The organism is Volucribacter psittacicida (assembly GCF_004339025.1).
Taxonomy (GTDB): Bacteria; Pseudomonadota; Gammaproteobacteria; order Enterobacterales; family Pasteurellaceae; genus Volucribacter; species Volucribacter psittacicida.
The window spans coordinates 310,342-329,731 of record NZ_SMFT01000001.1 but is presented as its reverse complement, the minus strand read 5'-3'; the positions used below and the strand labels follow the sequence as shown (position 1 = coordinate 329,731).

Genomic DNA, 19,390 nt, shown 5'->3' with positions numbered 1-19,390 from the left:
TACATTAATATTCATCAATAATATTCGCTTGTACTTCTGCACCTTGCGGATTAACACTTTGCCATTGCGGATAATGTCCCTCAAAATCCGCACTTGCCATACCTAAACGTACCGCCTGATCCACAATAATACGCGCCACATCAAAATGACGGCTCGCTGGAAAATGTTCAAGTTGTTGTCTTAAGACTTCGCTGAGATCGATAGCTTGATGATTTTCACGATATTGAATCAATAACATTTGCATATGCTCAATTAATTGTGCTTGTAAATCAGATAAAGATTCATATTGCAATTCTTCAGGTAACTCGCCTAGTGCATCTTCATCACGCAAGACAGGATCTTCATCGCGTAAATCCATTAAACGTTCCGCTTGTGCTGTCCATAAATACCAAGGATTATCCCAATAATCCGCAATAGAACGACGTAAACGCTGGGAAAAGACACGATTTTTATCCATATCAATGGCGGTGCGGATAAATTTATGTACATGGCGATCATAACCAATCCAAAGATCGATAGCTTGTTGCCCCCAGCTAATAATCCGATCCAATTTTGCCTGTAAATTAACAATGAGTTGATCAATAAAATAAAGTTCATCACGCCCAATAACACAATCTTGAATACGCAAAAGCTGTTCTTGCAATTTATCGCCTGCGGCATTTAGGGTATCTTGTAATTCTCTTAGATTGCCTGAGGTTTCATTTAATAATTGTTCACAACTGGCAATGGCTGCTTGCCAATCTTTGGTTAATAATTCCGCAATTTGCTCTTTAATACTTTGTTGATTTTCGTCCATAATGCGTTGTGACAAATCAATGCTGTCAAAGATTTCTGCCACTGAATATTTTAATGGCGCAAACACATTACGCCGCCAAAAATATTCATCGCCATCTTCTTCTGCCGCTTCTGTGGCTCGATGAATCTCATCAGCCACAATGGATAGCTGTACCGATAAACGCAAAGCGGAAAATTCACGCTGACGGATATAATAATCCGATACCCCAATACCCAACGGAGTCAAACGGTAAATGGCTAATCCCTCAGTAAATTCGCTACTAAAACGATTTAAAAAACGCTGTTTGACTAAATCATTAATGGCATTATTAGCACGATATTGCACATTTTCTTCCGTTAAAGCAAAAGCGTTAGAAACATAACGGAAAATATCCACTAAATCGCTTTCTAACATTTCGCCATCTAAGCGATCATTATTATAAATTGCAATACCTAATAAAAATGCTAAGCGTTCATTGGGTAAGTTTAACGAAAATTCTCGTTCTTTTGCCCAAGACACCAATTCAGGAATTGTTTGTGAAACCTCATTCATGAAAAATAATCCAAATTTTGACCGCACTTATTTGTCGATCCATAAAATATATCATTACAAAAACTTCCTTATTATACAGACTTTTAACCACATCGCCTAATAGTCAAATGGATTTATTTTGTATTAAAGGAGAGAAATCGCTCCCTCCCCTCTTTAATTTAAAATAAGGCAAGACAATATTCTTTTAAAGTAAGACGACTATACCAATAAAAATTTGAAAATTCCCATTATTCATCATACTATACGCAACATTTTTAGTGCAGAAACCTTTGCATACTGATCAAAAATAAATGGACATACTATGAATGAAAAAACGCCTTTTACCAGCATACAACAAGAAAAAAAACAACATTATAATTTGAACAAATTACAAAAAAGGTTACGCCGTAACGTTGGCAATGCCATTGCCGATTTTAATATGATTGAAAATGGCGATAAAGTAATGGTTTGCCTATCTGGGGGAAAGGACAGCTACACGTTACTTGATATTTTGCTTAATTTACGTCTAAATGCCCCTATTCATTTTGATATTGTGGCAGTCAATCTCGATCAAAAACAACCCGGCTTTCCTGAACATATTTTGCCTGAATATTTATCTACTCTAGGCATAGAATACAAAATTGTAGAAGAAAATACTTATGGCATTGTGAAAGAAAAAATTCCTGAGGGCAAAACTACCTGTTCCCTCTGCTCTCGTTTACGCCGTGGTATTTTATACCGCACCGCAACGGAATTAGGCGCAACTAAAATTGCCTTAGGCCATCATCGTGATGATATGTTAGAAACCTTATTTCTTAATATGTTTTATGGGGGTAAATTAAAATCTATGCCACCAAAACTCATTAGTGATGATGGAAAACATATCGTTATTCGTCCTTTGGCTTATTGTCGTGAAAAAGATATTGAAAAATATGCTGTTGCTAAACAATTTCCGATTATTCCTTGTAACCTTTGTGGCTCGCAGCCGAATTTACAACGGCAAGTGGTCAAGGAAATGCTACAAAAATGGGATCGACAATATCCCGGCCGCATTGAAACGATGTTTAGCGCAATACAAAATATTGTTCCTTCTCATCTTTGTGATAAAGATTTATTTGACTTCAAACATCTCCAACGAGGTCAAGCCTTAACAGGTATTGAGGGCGATATTGCTTTTGATAAAGAAGACATTACCAATCCAATAAACAGCCAAGATAATGATTTTGCTCAAGAAGAAATGATTTTATTTAAACAAATCAAGTAGTTTTAAGAGGAGCTAAATCTATACATAAAAAAAGTGCCTCGATTGAGGCACTACTCGGAAAGCAAAATATGTTGGCTATTTAAGGATAGCACTTATCTTTTATGTGAAAAGCATAATTTATCCCATAAGAATGTGCAAATAAAACCTTGCAAAACCTAAGACGAATTTTTAAATTTGTGATCTGGTGCAAAGTTTTGAAGCCAATATTCTTCGATTCTCCCTAAACCATCAAATAGGAAAAAGAAAAAATGATAAAACAGTTGATTATCTTTACAACAATATGCCACTTCCTCGCTCCGTTTGCTTATAGTTCATCAGCAAACTTATCTCATGGGGAAAATATCTTCCGCCAATGCCGTATGTGTCATGGTAAAAATGGCGATAAATCCCCAATGAGGCAAAGTCGTGCTATTAATAGTTTAAATCAGAATGAAATTTACCAAGCCTTATTAGCCCGAAAAAATGGAGAAATAGAAGGCGCTGGGAATACAGTAAAAGCCCGCCTTAGTGAAACGGATATGCAAGATGTGGCGGCTTTTATTCAAACGTTATCAGAATAAAAAATATTGTCGTTTCAATTTAAAGTGGGACGAGAATAATTTGTTAAAACATACCGCACTTTGTTGTATCAGTAAAATTGATAACTTGTTTTTCTTCTTAAATGAGAATGATTAATATTAAAATTTCCTTTAAAATTAATAACTTATAGATAATTTTTTACTTTTTACTATTTCATTCTCATTAACTTTAGGCTAGAATACCCGCCATTGTTTGTTATGAGGCTCTCTTTAATCCTTGAGCGACACATAACAAATTATAAAAAAGGAAAGGAGTTAACAATGTTAAACAAAGCAATTACTGAAAAATTAAATGATCAAATTAATTTAGAATTTTATTCTTCTAACGTCTACTTACAAATGAGTGCTTGGTGTTATAACCATGGTTACGAAGGAGCTGCTGCATTTTTATTACGCCATGCTGATGAAGAAATGGAACATATGCAAAAATTATTTACCTATGTGAATGAAACTAGCGGTATGCCATTACTCGGTAAAATTGATGCACCAAAAAGTGATTACCAATCATTACGCGAAATCTTTGAAATTACATTAGAACACGAAAAACACGTTACCGCTAAGATTAATGAATTAGTGGAAGTAACTTGGGCAAATAAAGACTACTCTACCTTTAATTTCTTACAATGGTATGTGGCAGAGCAACACGAAGAAGAAAAATTGTTTAGTAGTATTATTGATAAATTTAACCTTATGGGCGAAGACGGTCGTTCTTTATATTTCATTGATCGTGATTTAGCAACCTTAGAATAAGAGGAGAATAAAAATGTTATCTAAAAATGTTATTGATTTATTAAATGCACAAATGAACCTTGAGTTTTATTCTTCAAACTTATATTTACAAATGAGTGCATGGTGTGAACAAAATGGTTTTGAAGGCACCGCAAAATTTTTAGCCGACCACGCTGCGGAAGAAATGCAACATATGCGTAAACTCTTCACTTATTTGAATGAAACAGGTGCAATGGCAGTTATTACCGCTATTGACGAACCACCACACGAGTTTTCTTCATTAAAAGAAGTGTTAGAAAAAACCTACGAACATGAAAAATATATTACGCAAAAAATTAATGAATTAGTCGGCACAACCTTTGAAGAAAAAGATTATTCTGCTTTTAATTTCTTACAATGGTATGTTGAAGAACAGCACGAAGAAGAAAAATTATTTAGTAGCGTACTAGATAAATTAAATCTATTAGGCACTGACGGTAAAGGTTTATACTTAGTGGATAAAGATTTAGGAAATCTAACTGGTAAAAGATAAATTTTCTGATAAAAAGCCGATCTCGAGATCGGCTTTTTTATGATTAAAATGTTTTCTCAAATAATAATTGAAATTGTGATTTATCATAAGAATAAAATTCTGGAATATTAGAATTTATTCGTTGATAACGATATTGCAGTTTTGGAGTAAAATTAAACCAATGCCAATCTCTTTTCCATAAAGTAAGATTAAAACGCATTTCTTTATCCTGTCGAATAATTTGTTTAAAACTATCCTTATCTTTAAATTTTCTTAAACCAAGTTGGATATGCAAATTGCTAGAAAGCCCATATTTCCATTCTTGTTGCCAACCTAACCTCAACATATATTTATTGGATTGTTCTAAATTCGCATTGGAACGCTCTATAAATACATCTGTACCACCATAGAATAAACGTTTTGCATTGGCAATATACAATAAACTTGCCGAATATAATTGAGAATATTTTATTCTCTCTGAACGCTTATAATTTGTTTTACTTAATTCCAATGCGGTAACTAATTGCCATTGATTTGATAACCATTTATCCGCTTCTAAGCGAACACCATAACCTTGGCTGTATTGTTTGTTGGCATACCAATGCTTATGATAAAGCGGTAACATTGCTAAACGATAATTGGCATTTTGATACTGATAACCTAAATAGCTTCTGTTTTCCGCTTCAGAATAATCTTTATTATTCCAATAATATTTTCCATATAGATGATTTTCCAAATAAAGATAATGATGATCAATCAGGTTAAATAACTTACTTACATTCAGATTATAGGAAATGCCTTGCCCTTTTTGTGGTAAATAACGTGGATCTTTCGCAAATTGATATTGATTAATGTAAATATATTTAACCGATGAGGCATTATTAATATTACTGTCATTTAAATAACTTAAACCCAAGCGAACTTTAAATTCATTTTGTTTTTCTATGGCTTGCAAATATTGCCCAATTCTAAAATGAATGTCTTTAGGTAAGTATTCAGCATTTAATTTATAAAATTGATCTTTAGCCGCAGTAAATTGCTTATCTTCAAATAAAAACTGTGCCAATTTGAACCGCACTTTAATTAAATCAGGATAGTCTGCTAATAACTGGCGATAATCCGTAATGGCTTGTTGATAATTTCCCTGTGAATATGCGTAAATGCCTTGTGCATATTGAATTAAAATAGGATCAGCCTGGGGGTAAACTTGATACATGGCTAAAAGCTCAGGTAATAATTCTGCTCTATGTTGATCAATGGCTTGATTAATAAAACGTTCAATGAGAACAGGATTTGTTGCTAACTCTTGCTGGCTAATATGATAAACCTTTTGCGGTTGTTGTGATACGAGTTGAAATGAATCGAGTTGTTCAAGCTGAGGCATAGCAACAGCGATATCTTGGTCTAACTGGGGTTCAATATTTTCAATAGGTTGAGCTTGTACCGAAACAGCGATAATACTTATTGGCAATAAAAAAGATAATGGAAATTTCATAATATCCTTATTCATTAGAATATGCCCTTATTAGACTAATAAGGGCATTGTTTTAATTTAAAAACGAATTTCACCACCAATTAAGTAGCTACGTCCTCTGGCGTAATTGGTATAAGTGTATCCATCTCCTCCATTGCCATCACTCACATATTGTGAAGGGGTTGAGTTTTGACTATTTAATGGATCAATATAAAGTACATTAAAGACATTTTGAATTGATGCCTTAAGCATAAAATGTTTGTTAAATTGATAAGTTAAATAAGCATCAACAATCATGGGTTGACTTGGCAACGTTTGTTTTTCTATTTCACCTGTGTCTGTATTAACTCCTCTTGGGGATAATCTTTTGGCTTTACCTGTATATTTAAGTAATGTACCAACCATTAATTTTTGTTGTAAAAATCTTGCCCCAAGATCTAAAGTGGCATAATGTTTTGGTAGCTCATAAATATCGCCATAACCAAAGCCATTCACTGTACTTTGTACACTTAATGGGTGAGAGGTTTTTTCATAGCTATAGCTTAACCGAGCAAAAGCTCGCCCCATATCATAACTTGCCTCCAATTCAATCCCATTAGTACGCAAAGAATTAGGAGAATTAAAGGACATTTGTGCATGGAAATTCGGGTTATAGGCTAAATCAGGATCTGTGGTAAAAAAACCATTGCGATCTAAATAGACAGAACTTGAGCTGATATAATTTTTGGTATAACTACGATAATAGAGTAATTTTAAGCCTAACTGATCTTGGTCAAATAACCAATTCTTTTTAAATGTATTAAAACCAAGTTGATAAATGTTAGCCACTTCTGGGCGTAACCCTACATTCATTGACGCCCCCTCTTCATTATTAAAGAAGATTTCTTGAATATTCGGCATACGAGTACTACGCGAATAACTCACAAAAGGGCTAAACCAATCGCTTAGCTTAAGGCTAAACATAATGGAGGGATCTAAAGAATAATGGGTAACGTCCATATTATAAGCCCCCATTGGAATACAAGGAATAAGCTGTCCACCTGTAATACCACAAGCTGGCTTAAAGCCCGTAAAATTAGAACGTGAATAAACAAGCCCTAAATCTATATCATAAATATCTTTGTTCCAATTTAGGTTACTATAAGCACTATAAATACGCTGTTTACCTGAGGGGGAAAAAGGGGTATAGGCTAAATTATCATCATTAATACCTTTCGCTTGACGAGCGTAATCGTTATTAAAATAACTTAGCCCTACTGTCCATTGCCAATCAGAATTTAACCATTTTAGATAACTGGTATTATGCAAGTCTAAATAATCTGATTTATTTGAAGTACTTGCATCAGTTAATTGCCATAATGAAGAATCATCATTATAACCTTGCTTATTTACCGTATGTGAAGCTAATAATTCAATATCTATCCAGTTAGACTCTGGTTTATAATCGTAATTTAAACTATAACTTTTACTATCTAACTCTCGCCCACCAATATTTGTTACATAGCTACGCCCTGAAAATAAAATCCGATGTTGCTGATTAGGTTTAATTTCTAATTTGCTTAACCAAGATTTAGGTTTTTGATCCATTTTTTTAACATAGCCATTCTCTATGGCATATCGCCCATCACCACGTTTATAATTTGCCCCAATATCACGTTGGCTATAAGCAAAAAATGCCCCTATACTTCCGCTATCTGTAAAGGCGGTAGTTTTACCACCTACCGCTAACATCCCATTATAACCTAACTTATTCGTACCATAACCAAAACGAGAACGTACACCTACTTGATTACCTGGAAAGACAATATCATCAACCTCAAAGGTTCGATAAGAAACGGAACCAGCAAGGGCATTAACCGCATTTGCCCCAGTAACAAAGCCTTTATCCACCCGAATTTCGGTAAAGAAATTAGGATCGATCATGACGCCATATTGACTACTTGGTGCGAGTCCACCCTCTTCATCATGAAAACGGCGATTACCATTAGAGGAAGTACCGAAAAAAGTTTGAGGAACACCATCTACAGTGGTATTAACTCGCCCTAAACCACTCATACCACGAATATTAACATTCACTGTTCCTTGAGCAGGATCGATATTACTATAAACCCCGGGTAAAGAACGTACGACACTGTCTAAAGATTGCATACGTTCATCAGCCTCACGAATAACTACACCGCCAGCTTGGCTAAAGGCTTGATCCGCTTTATTATGGGTTATCTGTCCTGAAATATTAATATCATCCAGAACTAAAATATCCTCAGCCAATGTATAAGGACTTATAAAGCTAGCTATCACTGTGGTGGCAATAATGGATTTGCGAATCATTATTTGGCCTCCACTGCACCGAAACTGGCAAAGTTGCTACCACTGGTAATTTCACCCACCACTTCTTGGGCTTTATCTCCCGCAAATACGCCACCATAACTACCACTTGATACAAGAACTTTATTTCCTGTATCTGGCGCAACAAAACTTATCCCCTCATAACTTTTACCAAAGGAAATACGATTATCATTAACAACAATATCTCCCTCTTCTAACTTAACGGGTAAGGTTCTATAAGTCTCTATACGTTGATTCATTCCCTCTTGAGTAATTAATTCTACGTAACCTGGATCAACTTCATCGGGATCAAGGGTATATTCTTTACCCATAGCACCTTCTGAATATTTAACCATATTAGAGAGAAGTTCATCATTACGGTTGGTAACCGTACCTGATATTTTCATACGATTAAAATCGGCGTTTAAAGTAAGATTAGCTAAATGGAAATTACTGGTTTCTTTATTTGAATTAGTGATAACATGCCCTCGATAAGTGGCTTGCCCTTTTTGAGTAAGGATTTCATTATTGGCTGGCGTAAGGTTAGCAATATAAGAGGTACTTACATCATAAACTGGCTCGCCATATTCAGTAGGAATTTTTTCTGATTTCCAGGTCATATAACTGGCATTTTGTTGATTAACAAAACCAACCTTCATTACAGACTGCCCACCTTTCTCAATATTATGAGTTTGTAATGTATCTGGATTTACTTCTGCTCGTTTTAAAAAGTCTGCATTATAATTTTCATGTCTAAGAGAACGAGTAGCACCTGTACTATCAACATAATAGAAACTGCCACTTAAGTAGGTTGCTATTTTAGGATCAGAATCGGAAACAATAGGATTAGAAGAATAAAGTGCGGTATTAATTCTATCTATTTTTAATTCTTTCCAAGCAACCGTTTCTGTTGTTTGATTATTATTCGGTAAATTACTGCTTGAGCTAGTGGAATTTGTTACATTAGAAGAATTTTGGGTTGTTGAATTGTCTGTTGTTGAGTCAGATTGAGAAGATTGATTACTTGTATTTACCGTCTGAGAAGTGGTATTATTCCCCCCCTACAGATACGGGCGTTGAGTCATCGCTACTACCAGAACAAGCTGTTATTCCCATCGCACTAATTATGGCTAATGTCAATAATTTGATATTTTGATTCATAACGTTTTCCTTATTAATTAAATCAATGATAAAAGAATATTGCGAATTTATTTTGCTGACATTAGCGAACGACTTTGCTGTTATAAGCAATAATAAATAGGCAACAAGGTTTTCATCACTATATAAATCACAACCTATCATTACATAGTGAGCTTTGTGCTATATACCTCGTCAGTTAGCCTGAAATTACATCACAAATTTTAAAAATACATTTCTAAGAATATTTATCGAAATCAAAGTTAATGGGGACAATAAATTGTAATGTTTGCCCAGAAATTAAATGTGCGGGTGGTTTAGGCAAAGGTGAAGCTCTTTTTACATTTGCAATTGCCTCATGATCAAATTCGGCTCGTCCACTAGATTGATGTAAAGAAACCGCCAAAACTTTACCTGATGGATCAATAGTAATACGTACCATTGTCCGCCCCCGCCATTTCTTATTTAACGCTTGTTGAGGATAACGCAAATAACGTTCCAAATGAGAACGCACTAAGGCATTCCAAGTCACTTGTTTAGAGTTTCCTTGACTACTACTGGTAAACTCTGCGGCAATTTTCTGACTATTTCCATCAACAGGCGCTGTGGTTAAATGATTACTATAAGGAGACTCCACTTTATCAATAACCGCTTGCTTTACTTTATTTTCTCGTTGCTTTTTAATTAATTGTTCTTTGTTATGAGATACATTTTTCTTCGGTTTTACTTTCTTAACAATTTCTTGATTTTCTTGTTTTTTAACCACAATTTCTGGTTTTACCTCTGGGGGAGAATGGTCTTCTACACTCGGTAAATTATCCTGTAAACTTTGATTTTCTTGATGTTCTGGCAACTGCGTTTTCTTTACCATTTGTTGAACTGGGCCTATTGGTACTTGTTCAATAATAGAAATTGACTGTGGCGGATCGGAAAACTCTAACATAACCGCTGACATTAACAGCGGAGAGTGATTTTCTAATGGCGTACGAACGACATAATAGATAATGCCACAATGGATTAACAAAGAAATGGCTAAAGTAATCCCCCATTGCTTACAGCTGTTAAACGAATAATTGAACTCTTGTTGCATCATTGCGACACCGCATTATCATTTAAACCTACTAAACCAATTTTTAAATAGCCTCCTTTGCGTAAACTATTCATAAGCTGCATTAACAATTCGTATTTCACTTCTTTATCAATGCGAAAGAAAATCACAGTCTCTTTATTCCCTTTTGTCGCATTCTCAACATCTTGCATAAGGTTTTCCATCGTAATTAAATCATTACCAAGAAAGAGTTCATTCTGATTGTTTAAACTTAAAATAACAGGTTGAGTATTATCTTGCGTAGATTCAGTGGTTACCGCAGGTAAATCTAAGGGAATATGTACTGTTGCAAGTGGAATCGTTGCCATAAAAATAATGAGCAACACCAACATAACATCAATGAAAGGCGTCACATTAATTTCGCTCATCTCTTCTTGCTGATCATCATTTTGTATTTTTAACGCCATACTTATTTTCCTTATCTCTATGACAACTTGATTACTTCATACCATTTTCACGACGTATCGCTAATAAAATTAATGCAGTAATACGTTGTAATTGTTCCCCGTAGTTTTGAGTTTGGCGTACAAAAAAGTTATAAATCACAACGGCAGGAATCGCCGCAATCAAACCCAATGCAGTAGCGAATAAGGCTTCCGCAATGCCTGGGGCAACAGCAAAAAGATCGGCTGATTGAGTTTGTGCAATACCGATAAAACTATTCATAATTCCCCATACCGTTCCAAATAAACCCACAAAAGGTGTCACTGCTCCAATAGAAGCAAGAATTCCAATACCGTAACGGAGATGTTGTTGCATAATTTTACTTTGCTGAGCTAAACGATACTCAATTCGCTCAATCAGATCCTTATCTTGAGGAGAGGATAATTGTTTTTCTTGCGCAACAATATGCAAAAAACCTTGAGCGATTAAACTATAATTGGTCTCTTTTTCCATTTCTGAAAAAAGGGAAGAACGAGATAAAGTCTGTAAATCTTGTTTTACTTTGAAACGAGAAACAATAAATTGGTAAGATTTGAAGAATAGCATTGCCCAAGTTATCACCGAACAAAATACTAATAACCAAATAACTATCTGCACAACAATATGCGCTTGTAAGTATAAAGATTTTGGTGAAAAATCTAATGGTGCTTGATTTAAATTAACAACCTCAGAAACACCTATGCTACTTTCAGCATAAACACATGATGGAAAAAATAATAATAAAGTTAATAATCCCTTGATACGCATAGCCTTATATCCTTACATTTTATGGAATTAACCAAAGAAAATCTGCTTGCTCAGCATCAATTCCCTGTTGTTCATTACTCATCATAATTACCGTTGCTTTTACTTGATTACCCGATAATTCCTGCAAATGAACGGGTACACCAAATAAACGATTCACATGATGATTACCAGCAATTAATACATTAGTGGATTGCCTTGATAGCCATAATTTTTCAGCCATACGACGATCTCTAAATTGCTGCACCTCCACCATTTTTTGTATCAGCTCCGGAGAACAACAATTCGCTGAATGATTAGCGAAAATAAGATCAGCTATCTGCTGTTTAATCTCCTTACTCGTTGAAGTCTTACCTCTTAAAGGCTCAGCACCTAACATAATCGTATTAACTTCTTGTTTAGTCAGATTTGTCGCGATTAAATGATAATTTGCTAATAATGCCTGCTGGAGCAATTCGCCATACCAATCCCAACGCCAGCGATGATCCCAATGAATAAAATCAGCAAGTTTATTTAAAGGCATATCCTTTTTAGTTAGGTTATTCAAGGAAGCCTGTTGATCCACAGATAACATTTCTAGCAATAAACTCCCCTGTGGTTGTTTTTCTATTAACTGAGTTAAAAACCAATATTGTGCCTTATGATGGGAATACTGATCATGAATCTCACCTAATAAAATAGCTGGCTCTTTGGCAACACGTTCAACCAAAGATTGAGGGGAAAGCTGCTGTCCTGTACGTAAATCAATAACGATACCAAGCTCTTCTTGCTGCACTGTTTTAAGAGAATGAGAACAAGCGATTAACAAGAATGACAAAAAGAAAATAATAATTTTCAAAAAAACACCATATAATGATAATAAAAATAATTATCAATAATAATTTAAACAAAATTTCAACACAAGTTATTTTTAATATTTGGTAGTCTCTTAAAAAGTATGCTGGTATACAAATAAGGGAGATAACTGAGGCAAAGAAGTCAATTTGAGGTTATAAATAAACAAATCACTATCAAATGCTCAAATTGTCTAAATTTGAATATAAAAGAAAAATGGCATAAAAATCTAAGAAAAACACTAAAGACTGTCATTAGCAGTTTATCCACTATAATTTAATCAACGCTATATGAATGACAAAATACGCTTAATTTTGGTTCTATATTACAGGGTTTCTGACATTAGTATCATTGAAAAATAAGCAAATAGAAAGTAAAGTATAGCTGATTCATTATAGCCCAGATACGAACAAACTCATTGCTTTTAGGGCAGGTAAGCCCATTTAAACTCCTCAAAACAGCTTAGGGAAAAATTTAATGCACTCACTAGAAATTTCAATTCGATTTGCTGCGATAACTAGTATAGTTTTTTAATCTCTTTTGACTTTAATTCTAAAGCGACTGGTAAGCGTTATGTGTTTGATATTAAAGGTAATAATAATCCAATGTAGACATTTAGTGGTGTTTTCCTTTACGAGTATGGGAATGGAAAAGCGAAATGAAAGCCACTTTTAAAGTCTTGTATCAGTTCACACACTAAATGCTTTCGGATAGGATAATATATTACTTCTATGCCATGGTAGTAGCAATATAATAAATATAAGGCTACTCTAATATAGCTTAACAATTTATGTTATTGGTTATGTTATTGGAGCTGGGGTCATCTGAATTAATAACCTTTAAGCCTTGATAATACTGAATTCTTTTTAATTCAATTCTTGTTCATAGTCCATACCATAGTCCATAAATACAAATTCATCATTTTTTAACCAATTATAAGTCAAAAACACAAAAAACTTTTTTTATAAAAAATTCTTAACTTCTTAACTTCTTAACTCTTTTTATCGTAACTGTTTGAATTAATAGCGGAAAATGGCATAACGAGCAAATAAATTTCTTAACCTGTTCTTAACTCTTTAACCTTATTTCTTAACTATTTGATTGTTTTTTTGTTCTTTTTTAGATTATCTGAATAAAGCTAATGATTAATATAAACAATAAAATTATCCCTTGTTCTATAATAGCCTTTTTTACTATGCCACTTTGTGGGGGTTCTGTCGTCTATTTTGGCTATATGTAGTTTTATGTAGTTCTTTGGCTCTTAAATTATCTTGAGAAATAAAAAGCACCGCTTAGGGTGCTTGTTATGAAAATAAGGCAATGATTTATCTTTTTGGGATTAAAGTCAAAGATAACTGAAAACCTAGTGCGGTTGATATTTTTTGCAATGTGCTTAATTTAGGCTCTGTATTACCGGATAAAACCCTGTAAAGGTTTTCTCTGGCTATGCCGCTATCTTTTGCCAGTTGGTTCATTCCTTTGGCTCTCGCTACATTTTTTAACGCTCTTGTAATATCTTTTTGGTCGCCACTCATTACACTTTGGGCTAAATATTCTGTAATAGTTTCATCATCGGTTAATACTTCGGCTGTATCCCATTCATCTAACTCTAAATCTTCCTTATCAAGCTCTACGCCGTCAATGATTATTTTCTCGCTCATTATTACTCCCCTTTTATTTATAGCTGTAATGCTTTTTTAATTACTTTTGCTTTGATGATATCTGCTTGCTGTGTAGATTTATCGCCACCACATAAAAGCCAGTAAGTAATGCCGTTTTGTTGGGTGTAGTAAATGCGGTAGCCTTTACTGATAAATATACGCATTTCAAATATGCCATCGCCTACGCTTTTTACATCGCCTAAATTTCCGCTATTTTCTGCTCGCTCAATGCGGTTAATAATGGCTACCTTTGCTTTTAAGTCTTTCAAGCCTTTTAGCCATTTGATAAATCCCGCAGTACGCCGAAAATAAAGTTTAGGTTTATTCACTATTTTAATCCTGTATCGCTTTTGATTGCATTGTATCATTGTTGATACAGAAAGCAACAAAGCACCCCGAAAGGTGCTTATTTCATAGATTAGCAGTTAGTCATTTTGTAGTTTTTGCTTGGTGGCGTTTTTGTCCTTTAGGGTGGCGTTGGTATGGCGTTTTCCTTGTGCGAGTGTGCGAATGGAAAAGCGAATATCAAAGCCGCTTGATTTAAAGGCTTGTATTAGCTCTCGTTCTAAATGCTTTGGCTTAAGTTGATATTTGGCTTCTATGCCGTGATGGTGGCAATATAATAAATATATCCAATATAATCGATTAAAGACTAAATCCGTGCTTAAATCTGGCACGTGAAGTAAACTACCCATTATTAGCCCTTCTCGGCTTGGCATTGGCAATAAATCAAATTCTTGGACAAAATCCAATAAGTGATCGTTATCTCGCTTTAATGCTAACACTTCCGCACTATTTTTCTGAATAAATAAGGCTTTTAGGGCAATATCAGGGGTAGGGAATGCACTGATAATTTTTTGAATAATGCCGCTTAATTCGCCTTTTAATTTACTCACTAACTGATAATCTCTATCTTGTTCGGGGACGGCTTTATCAAAGGGGAATATCACTCGCCGCCTATCCATTCCACCACCATCATTTTTATAAATCGGCAAGCTATTTGAGCAAATCGCAAAGATTGCATTAACGGATTGGCTAAATGGATCTTTATATTTAGGGTTAAAGTCCAAAGGCTCGCCACTGGATAGCTTTTTAAAGGTGGAACTATCGCCAATATATCGCCCCTCGTCTGAAGAATATAAAAAGGTTTTGTCTAATACCTTTGAGCGTGATACGGGGTTATCAAGCTCTTTTAAGGTAATTCCCTCGTGATTGCCGTTACCGCTTAGCAATTTAGCCACTTCAATAAAGACGGATTTACCGCCGCCTGCTTCGCCGATTAGCTCTAATGTTAATTGCCATTCAGTACGATTAAACAAAATCATATATAACGCCGCTAAAAAGGCTTGTCGGCGTTCATCCTTGCCATAGCTAATAAACGTTAGCCATTTATCAAAGTTGGGTGTAGGCAAGCAGTCTTGACAATAATCGCAAGGATTAAAGCCAATTAGCCAATAATCAGGATCAAAGGGCATTAACTCAAGGCTATTTTTATCAAGTATGCCATTGTTGAAGGCTAATAAGTTAGGTTTGGCAATACCCATTAAGGGCAAATCTAGGGTTAAACAATCCCTTACCCCTTTCACTTTCTCTAGGGAATATTTAGCGTCATAATGCCTAAAAAAAGCAGTAATCAGCCTTAATATTTCCGTATCATTCATACTTTCCCACGCTTTACCATTGTAACGGTATATACGGTTATTTAGGGCGTTATAGGCTAATTGATAACGTGGCTCGGCGGTATGCTCGCACCAATCAATAAAATATTTTGCCCTATCATTCGGACTTGCCCCCTTGATGATGTCCGCCATATCTAACGAGCTTTGCGCTTGGCTATTTTCTGCCACCACCTCCGCCACGCTGTCGCCTTGTCTAATTCTTGCCAAATAATCCGTTAAATCTTCTAACCGTTCACCGATATTATTCACGATAGCCAGCCGTTGAATATCGCTATTTTGGGCTAAATTGACGCATAACGTGGCGATTTGGCTTTGGGTTAAGGGGTTAGGCTCGGTGTAAACTAGCGTGGCGATTTGATAGCCTTTAGGGGCGATTTTCACGCCCTCTAATTGATTGATTTGATGCTGCCCTAATACAATCGGCAAGCTGTCATAGCGGTCTGGGTTTTGTCCGTCTACGCTATCTAAAAAGGTTTGCCAGTCTAAGCCTTGCCCGTTGGTGGCTTTGTCTTTGGCATTTTTGCGGTAAAACGCCCAAGCATTCGCTCCCACCAAAATATAAAGCTCGGTTAAGGGTTCATTGCGTTTCGCCACTTCGCTTAAATTAGGGGCATTGGTTAATTTATTCGCCATATTCCACCACCTTTTTAGCCAAATTAATCAAGCCTTTTACTTCGCCACTATGCCATAAAGCTACCGTAATTTGGTGCTTTAATATGTCATCTTGAATAGTTTCAGGTTTGCCCGCAATGGCGATAATTTGATTGCGTAAGCATTGCTGTTCAAAGGCAATGCGGTCTAGTAGGGCAAGTAGTCTATCTTGGTTCATTATTGCCCCCTTAAATATTCATATCGCTTAAATGGCATAGATTATCAAGCATTAATTTGCTTACGCCCTCAAGGGCTACGGCGTAATCCATTGGCTCATCATAATTAGATTGGCTCATTATGTTAATAATGGCATAGGCTTGCCATAGGGCTTGGCGTGCGTCTTTTAAGGTTTTGACTTCTTCAGCGGTTAATGTGGTGGTTTGTGTGTTTTGGTTTAAATTACGCATAAATCCCCCCTTTTACGGCTTGAATTAAGGCAATAGGGGTTAGAAGTGCGGTCGGTTTTGTGAAAGTTTTCATTGCTAATAGTCCTTGTGTGAATTGTTCAAAGGCTATCGCTAAACTTCTCACGGTTTGGCGATAGCGTGTAGCAGGGTGAGAAACTGGAACACAAGGAAAGCCAGCCAATCGCAAGGATTGCCCACTACACGCCATCATAGAATGATATGCTACCCATCCAAAATTGGATCGGTTATTTTCTTTAGGTGTGCGAAAATCACGAACAAAAAAAGCACGGTGTTTATTTGGCGTGCTGTTCGCCTTGTGTATATTCAGCTTCTCACGGCTGGCACTTTCTTTTTCAAAGTGCGGGGCTATTTTGCCATTATTTTGTTGGGTTTGGCAAGGGGATATGATTAAAGTGCGGTCATTTTTGGCAGAATTTGGCAAGCGTCCTAATAGGATAAGCACATAATTACGAGCTAAATAGGCTCTGGCTTGATTTTCGCTTTCCGCTAATATGCGGATTTGTTCGGCTTGGGTTGGGTCATAGTGCTGGCGTGATACGCCTAAAAATTGATAAATCATTGCGTTTACTCCACAAGTAAATAATTTAAGTGAAGTTACCGCTTGAAGTTTCCAGACTTGTGGGCGGTAACGTATAACGGGCTGGAAAACTGCGACTTGTGGAACACAGCAAAGGGCAAAACCTTTCCCGCTATACGCTACCATTGAGAGAAATACCGATGTGCAATATTGCATATCGCTTTCTTTAAATGAGCGAAAATTACGAATAAAAAAACACGCTTTCGGCGTGCTATTCGCCACAAGTTTATCGTTCGAGTTTCCAGGCTCGGCAATCGTTTTTTTCGATTGCGTAAATAATATAGCCTTAAAGCCGTTTTGTTGTAAAGCCTTTTTTGTGTAAATTGTGGTATTATTGCTAGGTTTCATAATTTTATTCCTATGTTTTAGATAAGCGAGTATCCCGTTTGGGGTACTCTTTTTTTTTGGCTTGCCGTCTGTTCAAATTGAGCAGATGGACGGTTATTTTTAGCAGTCGTTAAAGGTTCACTAGTGAAAAAAGTTCATAGGTGGAGAAAATCCAGTAGTGAAATTTTTGCACCCCCTTTTTTAAGGACTGCAAAATCTGCAAAATCTCGATATCTTGTAAGGGGCGATATTGCCCTTTACTTGGTCGAATTGTTGCAAGGTGGTTTTATTGTTCATTTCTATCCTTATTGTGGTTATGGTTTAATATTTCGGCGCATTTCCTCTCGCGCGCACGCGCGTACTGCTCCGAAAACTCTTTAAATTGCGGTTATCTTGTCAATAAATATCAACATTTAGATGACAAGTTTTGACAAGTTCAATGCCCTTTGTTTATTGGCTTAATGGTGGATTGCTCGTTATTTGCGCTCACCCGTTTTGGCGAGCTCAAATTTTCAACATTTGCCATCTTCCATCTTAGGGTTATTTAATGGCTAACTGATGAAATTTAATCAGTCGCTTTAATTGCTTTTCAGCTTGTAATATCGCCATTTGATAACTTTCATTATTAGGATATTGCTCACAATCACGCTTAAAGCTCTCTAGTCGCTCGCTAAGCAATAAAACCACTTCACCTAAGGGGTAGGGTTCGTTATCGTCATAAAGGCTCATAAAGTGAAATAGCGTGCGTTTATTGAGATAATGCTCAATCGCTTGGCTAAGTAGTCGCTGTTTAGCGATACGGCATTTCATTTCTTTTTGTCTCCGTTCTTCAGGTTTTTTCAGGTTTTAAGTTAGCTATTAAGTTAGCTATTAAGGTTTTACTACCTTTTGCCCTGGTCTCCTCAATTTTGAGGAAAGCCCTGTAACGCCGTTTTCTGTAACAATGTTTTACGCAAGGAATAATTTAGCCCGAGCTTTATCATAACGGCGTTTTCGGATAACAATTCATCTACTCGTTTTAGTTCTGGTTCGGTTAAAAATTGGCGTATATCCGCGTCTTTTGGATAGCCCCTTGCGGTTAGCCATTTCTTTTTACCTACGCCCAAAGCAACGCAATAAATAAGGTTATTTTCACGGCTATAGGCGTGCGGGTCGTCTTTGCCTTGTCGTTCTAAACTTGCCTTAATGGCATCATTTAGCCGTTGTTGGTCTTGTTTTAAATTCGCCCTTGAGCTAATCCACTTTCTCATATGATTAAACTCGTTAATGTAGGCTTCTTTAAACTGCATCGCTTTCTTGCCAGTAAAACCCATCACAAGCAAAGTAAAACCATCTTGGGTCATTAAATACATTGGGCGCTTTTTGCCTTGTTCATCAATGTATTTAGCCGCCTTAAAATTGAGTTGGCTAAATTCTTTTGAACAACCTAAATTATTTAAAATCCGTAATAAATTGCCGTGTCGCTTGCCAAAGTAACTCGCCACTTTTAAGCTGTCGGTTAGTGCGGTCATTTCTTTGTTAAATAATTTAGGGAAAACCGCCCCATTAAAGTTTTCTTTCATCATCGTTCTTTCCTCTTGTTTTATTTGACGGCTCAAATTTGAGCCACCAAA

At 35.9% G+C, this 19,390-nt stretch carries 20 protein-coding genes; 4 read left to right on the top strand and 16 right to left on the bottom strand.

Features of this window, described 5'->3' with window-relative positions; translation table 11 throughout:
- Window positions 1–4: 4 nt before the first annotated feature.
- Complete coding sequence (mukF, locus tag EV694_RS01550; protein ID WP_132688274.1) at window positions 5–1,327, bottom strand: chromosome partition protein MukF; 1,323 nt, start codon at window positions 1,325–1,327, stop codon at window positions 5–7.
- Between the two features lie 301 nt (window positions 1,328–1,628).
- Between mukF and ttcA the strand changes: the two genes are divergently transcribed.
- From ttcA to ftnA (EV694_RS01530), 4 genes are all read left to right on the top strand, one after another.
- Window positions 1,629–2,570, top strand: a complete 942-nt coding sequence (gene ttcA, locus EV694_RS01545) for a tRNA 2-thiocytidine(32) synthetase TtcA (protein ID WP_132688271.1) — start codon at window positions 1,629–1,631, stop codon at window positions 2,568–2,570.
- Window positions 2,571–2,818: 248 nt separating this feature from the next.
- Window positions 2,819–3,130, top strand: coding sequence for a c-type cytochrome (locus tag EV694_RS01540; protein WP_132688269.1), 312 nt, complete (start codon window positions 2,819–2,821; stop codon window positions 3,128–3,130).
- Between the two features lie 279 nt (window positions 3,131–3,409).
- Window positions 3,410–3,898 carry a non-heme ferritin gene (ftnA, locus tag EV694_RS01535; RefSeq protein WP_132688267.1) on the top strand — a complete coding sequence of 163 codons (489 nt, stop codon included), beginning with the start codon at window positions 3,410–3,412 and terminating at the stop codon, window positions 3,896–3,898.
- A 13-nt stretch (window positions 3,899–3,911) separates the two neighbouring features.
- Entirely contained in the window at window positions 3,912–4,409 is a 498-nt protein-coding gene (ftnA, locus tag EV694_RS01530) for a non-heme ferritin (RefSeq protein ID WP_132688264.1), read from the top strand.
- Between the two features lie 43 nt (window positions 4,410–4,452).
- Here the strand turns inward: ftnA (EV694_RS01530) and EV694_RS01525 are convergent, their stop codons facing one another.
- From EV694_RS01525 to EV694_RS01455, 15 genes are all read right to left on the bottom strand, one after another.
- On the bottom strand, window positions 4,453–5,883 hold the full coding sequence (locus EV694_RS01525) for a surface lipoprotein assembly modifier (RefSeq protein WP_165865481.1): 1,431 nt from the start codon (window positions 5,881–5,883) through the stop codon (window positions 4,453–4,455).
- 57 nt (window positions 5,884–5,940) lie between these two features.
- A complete protein-coding gene (locus EV694_RS01520; RefSeq protein WP_243645947.1) occupies window positions 5,941–8,190 on the bottom strand; it encodes a TonB-dependent receptor domain-containing protein in 2,250 nt (749 codons plus the stop codon).
- Window positions 8,190–8,846 (bottom strand): HupA family protein, encoded by a 657-nt coding sequence (locus tag EV694_RS01515; RefSeq protein WP_132688258.1) that lies wholly within the window; start codon window positions 8,844–8,846, stop codon window positions 8,190–8,192. Before EV694_RS01515 ends, EV694_RS01520 begins: the two co-directional genes overlap by 1 nt.
- A gap of 716 nt (window positions 8,847–9,562) precedes the next feature.
- A complete protein-coding gene (locus EV694_RS01510) occupies window positions 9,563–10,417 on the bottom strand; it encodes an energy transducer TonB family protein (protein WP_132688255.1) in 855 nt (284 codons plus the stop codon).
- On the bottom strand, window positions 10,414–10,839 hold the full coding sequence (locus EV694_RS01505; protein WP_132688252.1) for a biopolymer transporter ExbD: 426 nt from the start codon (window positions 10,837–10,839) through the stop codon (window positions 10,414–10,416). Before EV694_RS01505 ends, EV694_RS01510 begins: the two co-directional genes overlap by 4 nt.
- 31 nt (window positions 10,840–10,870) lie before the next feature.
- Window positions 10,871–11,623: a tonB-system energizer ExbB gene (exbB, locus tag EV694_RS01500; protein WP_132688249.1), complete on the bottom strand. Its 753-nt coding sequence runs from the start codon at window positions 11,621–11,623 to the stop codon at window positions 10,871–10,873.
- A 19-nt stretch (window positions 11,624–11,642) separates the two neighbouring features.
- Window positions 11,643–12,458, bottom strand: coding sequence for a ChaN family lipoprotein (locus tag EV694_RS01495; RefSeq protein WP_132688246.1), 816 nt, complete (start codon window positions 12,456–12,458; stop codon window positions 11,643–11,645).
- 1,321 nt (window positions 12,459–13,779) lie between these two features.
- The gene (locus EV694_RS01490; RefSeq protein ID WP_132688243.1) at window positions 13,780–14,115 is read right to left on the bottom strand and encodes an addiction module antidote protein; all 336 of its coding nucleotides are present in this window, start codon (window positions 14,113–14,115) and stop codon (window positions 13,780–13,782) included.
- A 17-nt stretch (window positions 14,116–14,132) separates the two neighbouring features.
- The gene (locus EV694_RS01485) at window positions 14,133–14,444 is read right to left on the bottom strand and encodes a type II toxin-antitoxin system RelE/ParE family toxin (RefSeq protein ID WP_243645946.1); all 312 of its coding nucleotides are present in this window, start codon (window positions 14,442–14,444) and stop codon (window positions 14,133–14,135) included.
- A 96-nt stretch (window positions 14,445–14,540) separates the two neighbouring features.
- Entirely contained in the window at window positions 14,541–16,427 is a 1,887-nt protein-coding gene (locus EV694_RS01480) for a DNA primase family protein (protein ID WP_132688237.1), read from the bottom strand.
- Window positions 16,417–16,623, bottom strand: coding sequence for a hypothetical protein (locus EV694_RS01475; protein ID WP_132688235.1), 207 nt, complete (start codon window positions 16,621–16,623; stop codon window positions 16,417–16,419). The genes EV694_RS01480 and EV694_RS01475 overlap by 11 nt, the downstream gene beginning before the upstream one ends.
- A 10-nt stretch (window positions 16,624–16,633) precedes the next feature.
- Window positions 16,634–16,852, bottom strand: coding sequence for a hypothetical protein (locus EV694_RS01470; RefSeq protein WP_132688232.1), 219 nt, complete (start codon window positions 16,850–16,852; stop codon window positions 16,634–16,636).
- Window positions 16,845–17,798, bottom strand: a complete 954-nt coding sequence (locus EV694_RS10830) for a host cell division inhibitor Icd-like protein (RefSeq protein WP_165865480.1) — start codon at window positions 17,796–17,798, stop codon at window positions 16,845–16,847. Before EV694_RS10830 ends, EV694_RS01470 begins: the two co-directional genes overlap by 8 nt.
- A 519-nt stretch (window positions 17,799–18,317) precedes the next feature.
- Complete coding sequence (locus EV694_RS01460) at window positions 18,318–18,587, bottom strand: hypothetical protein (protein ID WP_132688229.1); 270 nt, start codon at window positions 18,585–18,587, stop codon at window positions 18,318–18,320.
- Between the two features lie 92 nt (window positions 18,588–18,679).
- Window positions 18,680–19,342, bottom strand: a complete 663-nt coding sequence (locus tag EV694_RS01455; protein ID WP_132688226.1) for a Rha family transcriptional regulator — start codon at window positions 19,340–19,342, stop codon at window positions 18,680–18,682.
- Between the last annotated feature and the right edge of the window lie 48 nt (window positions 19,343–19,390).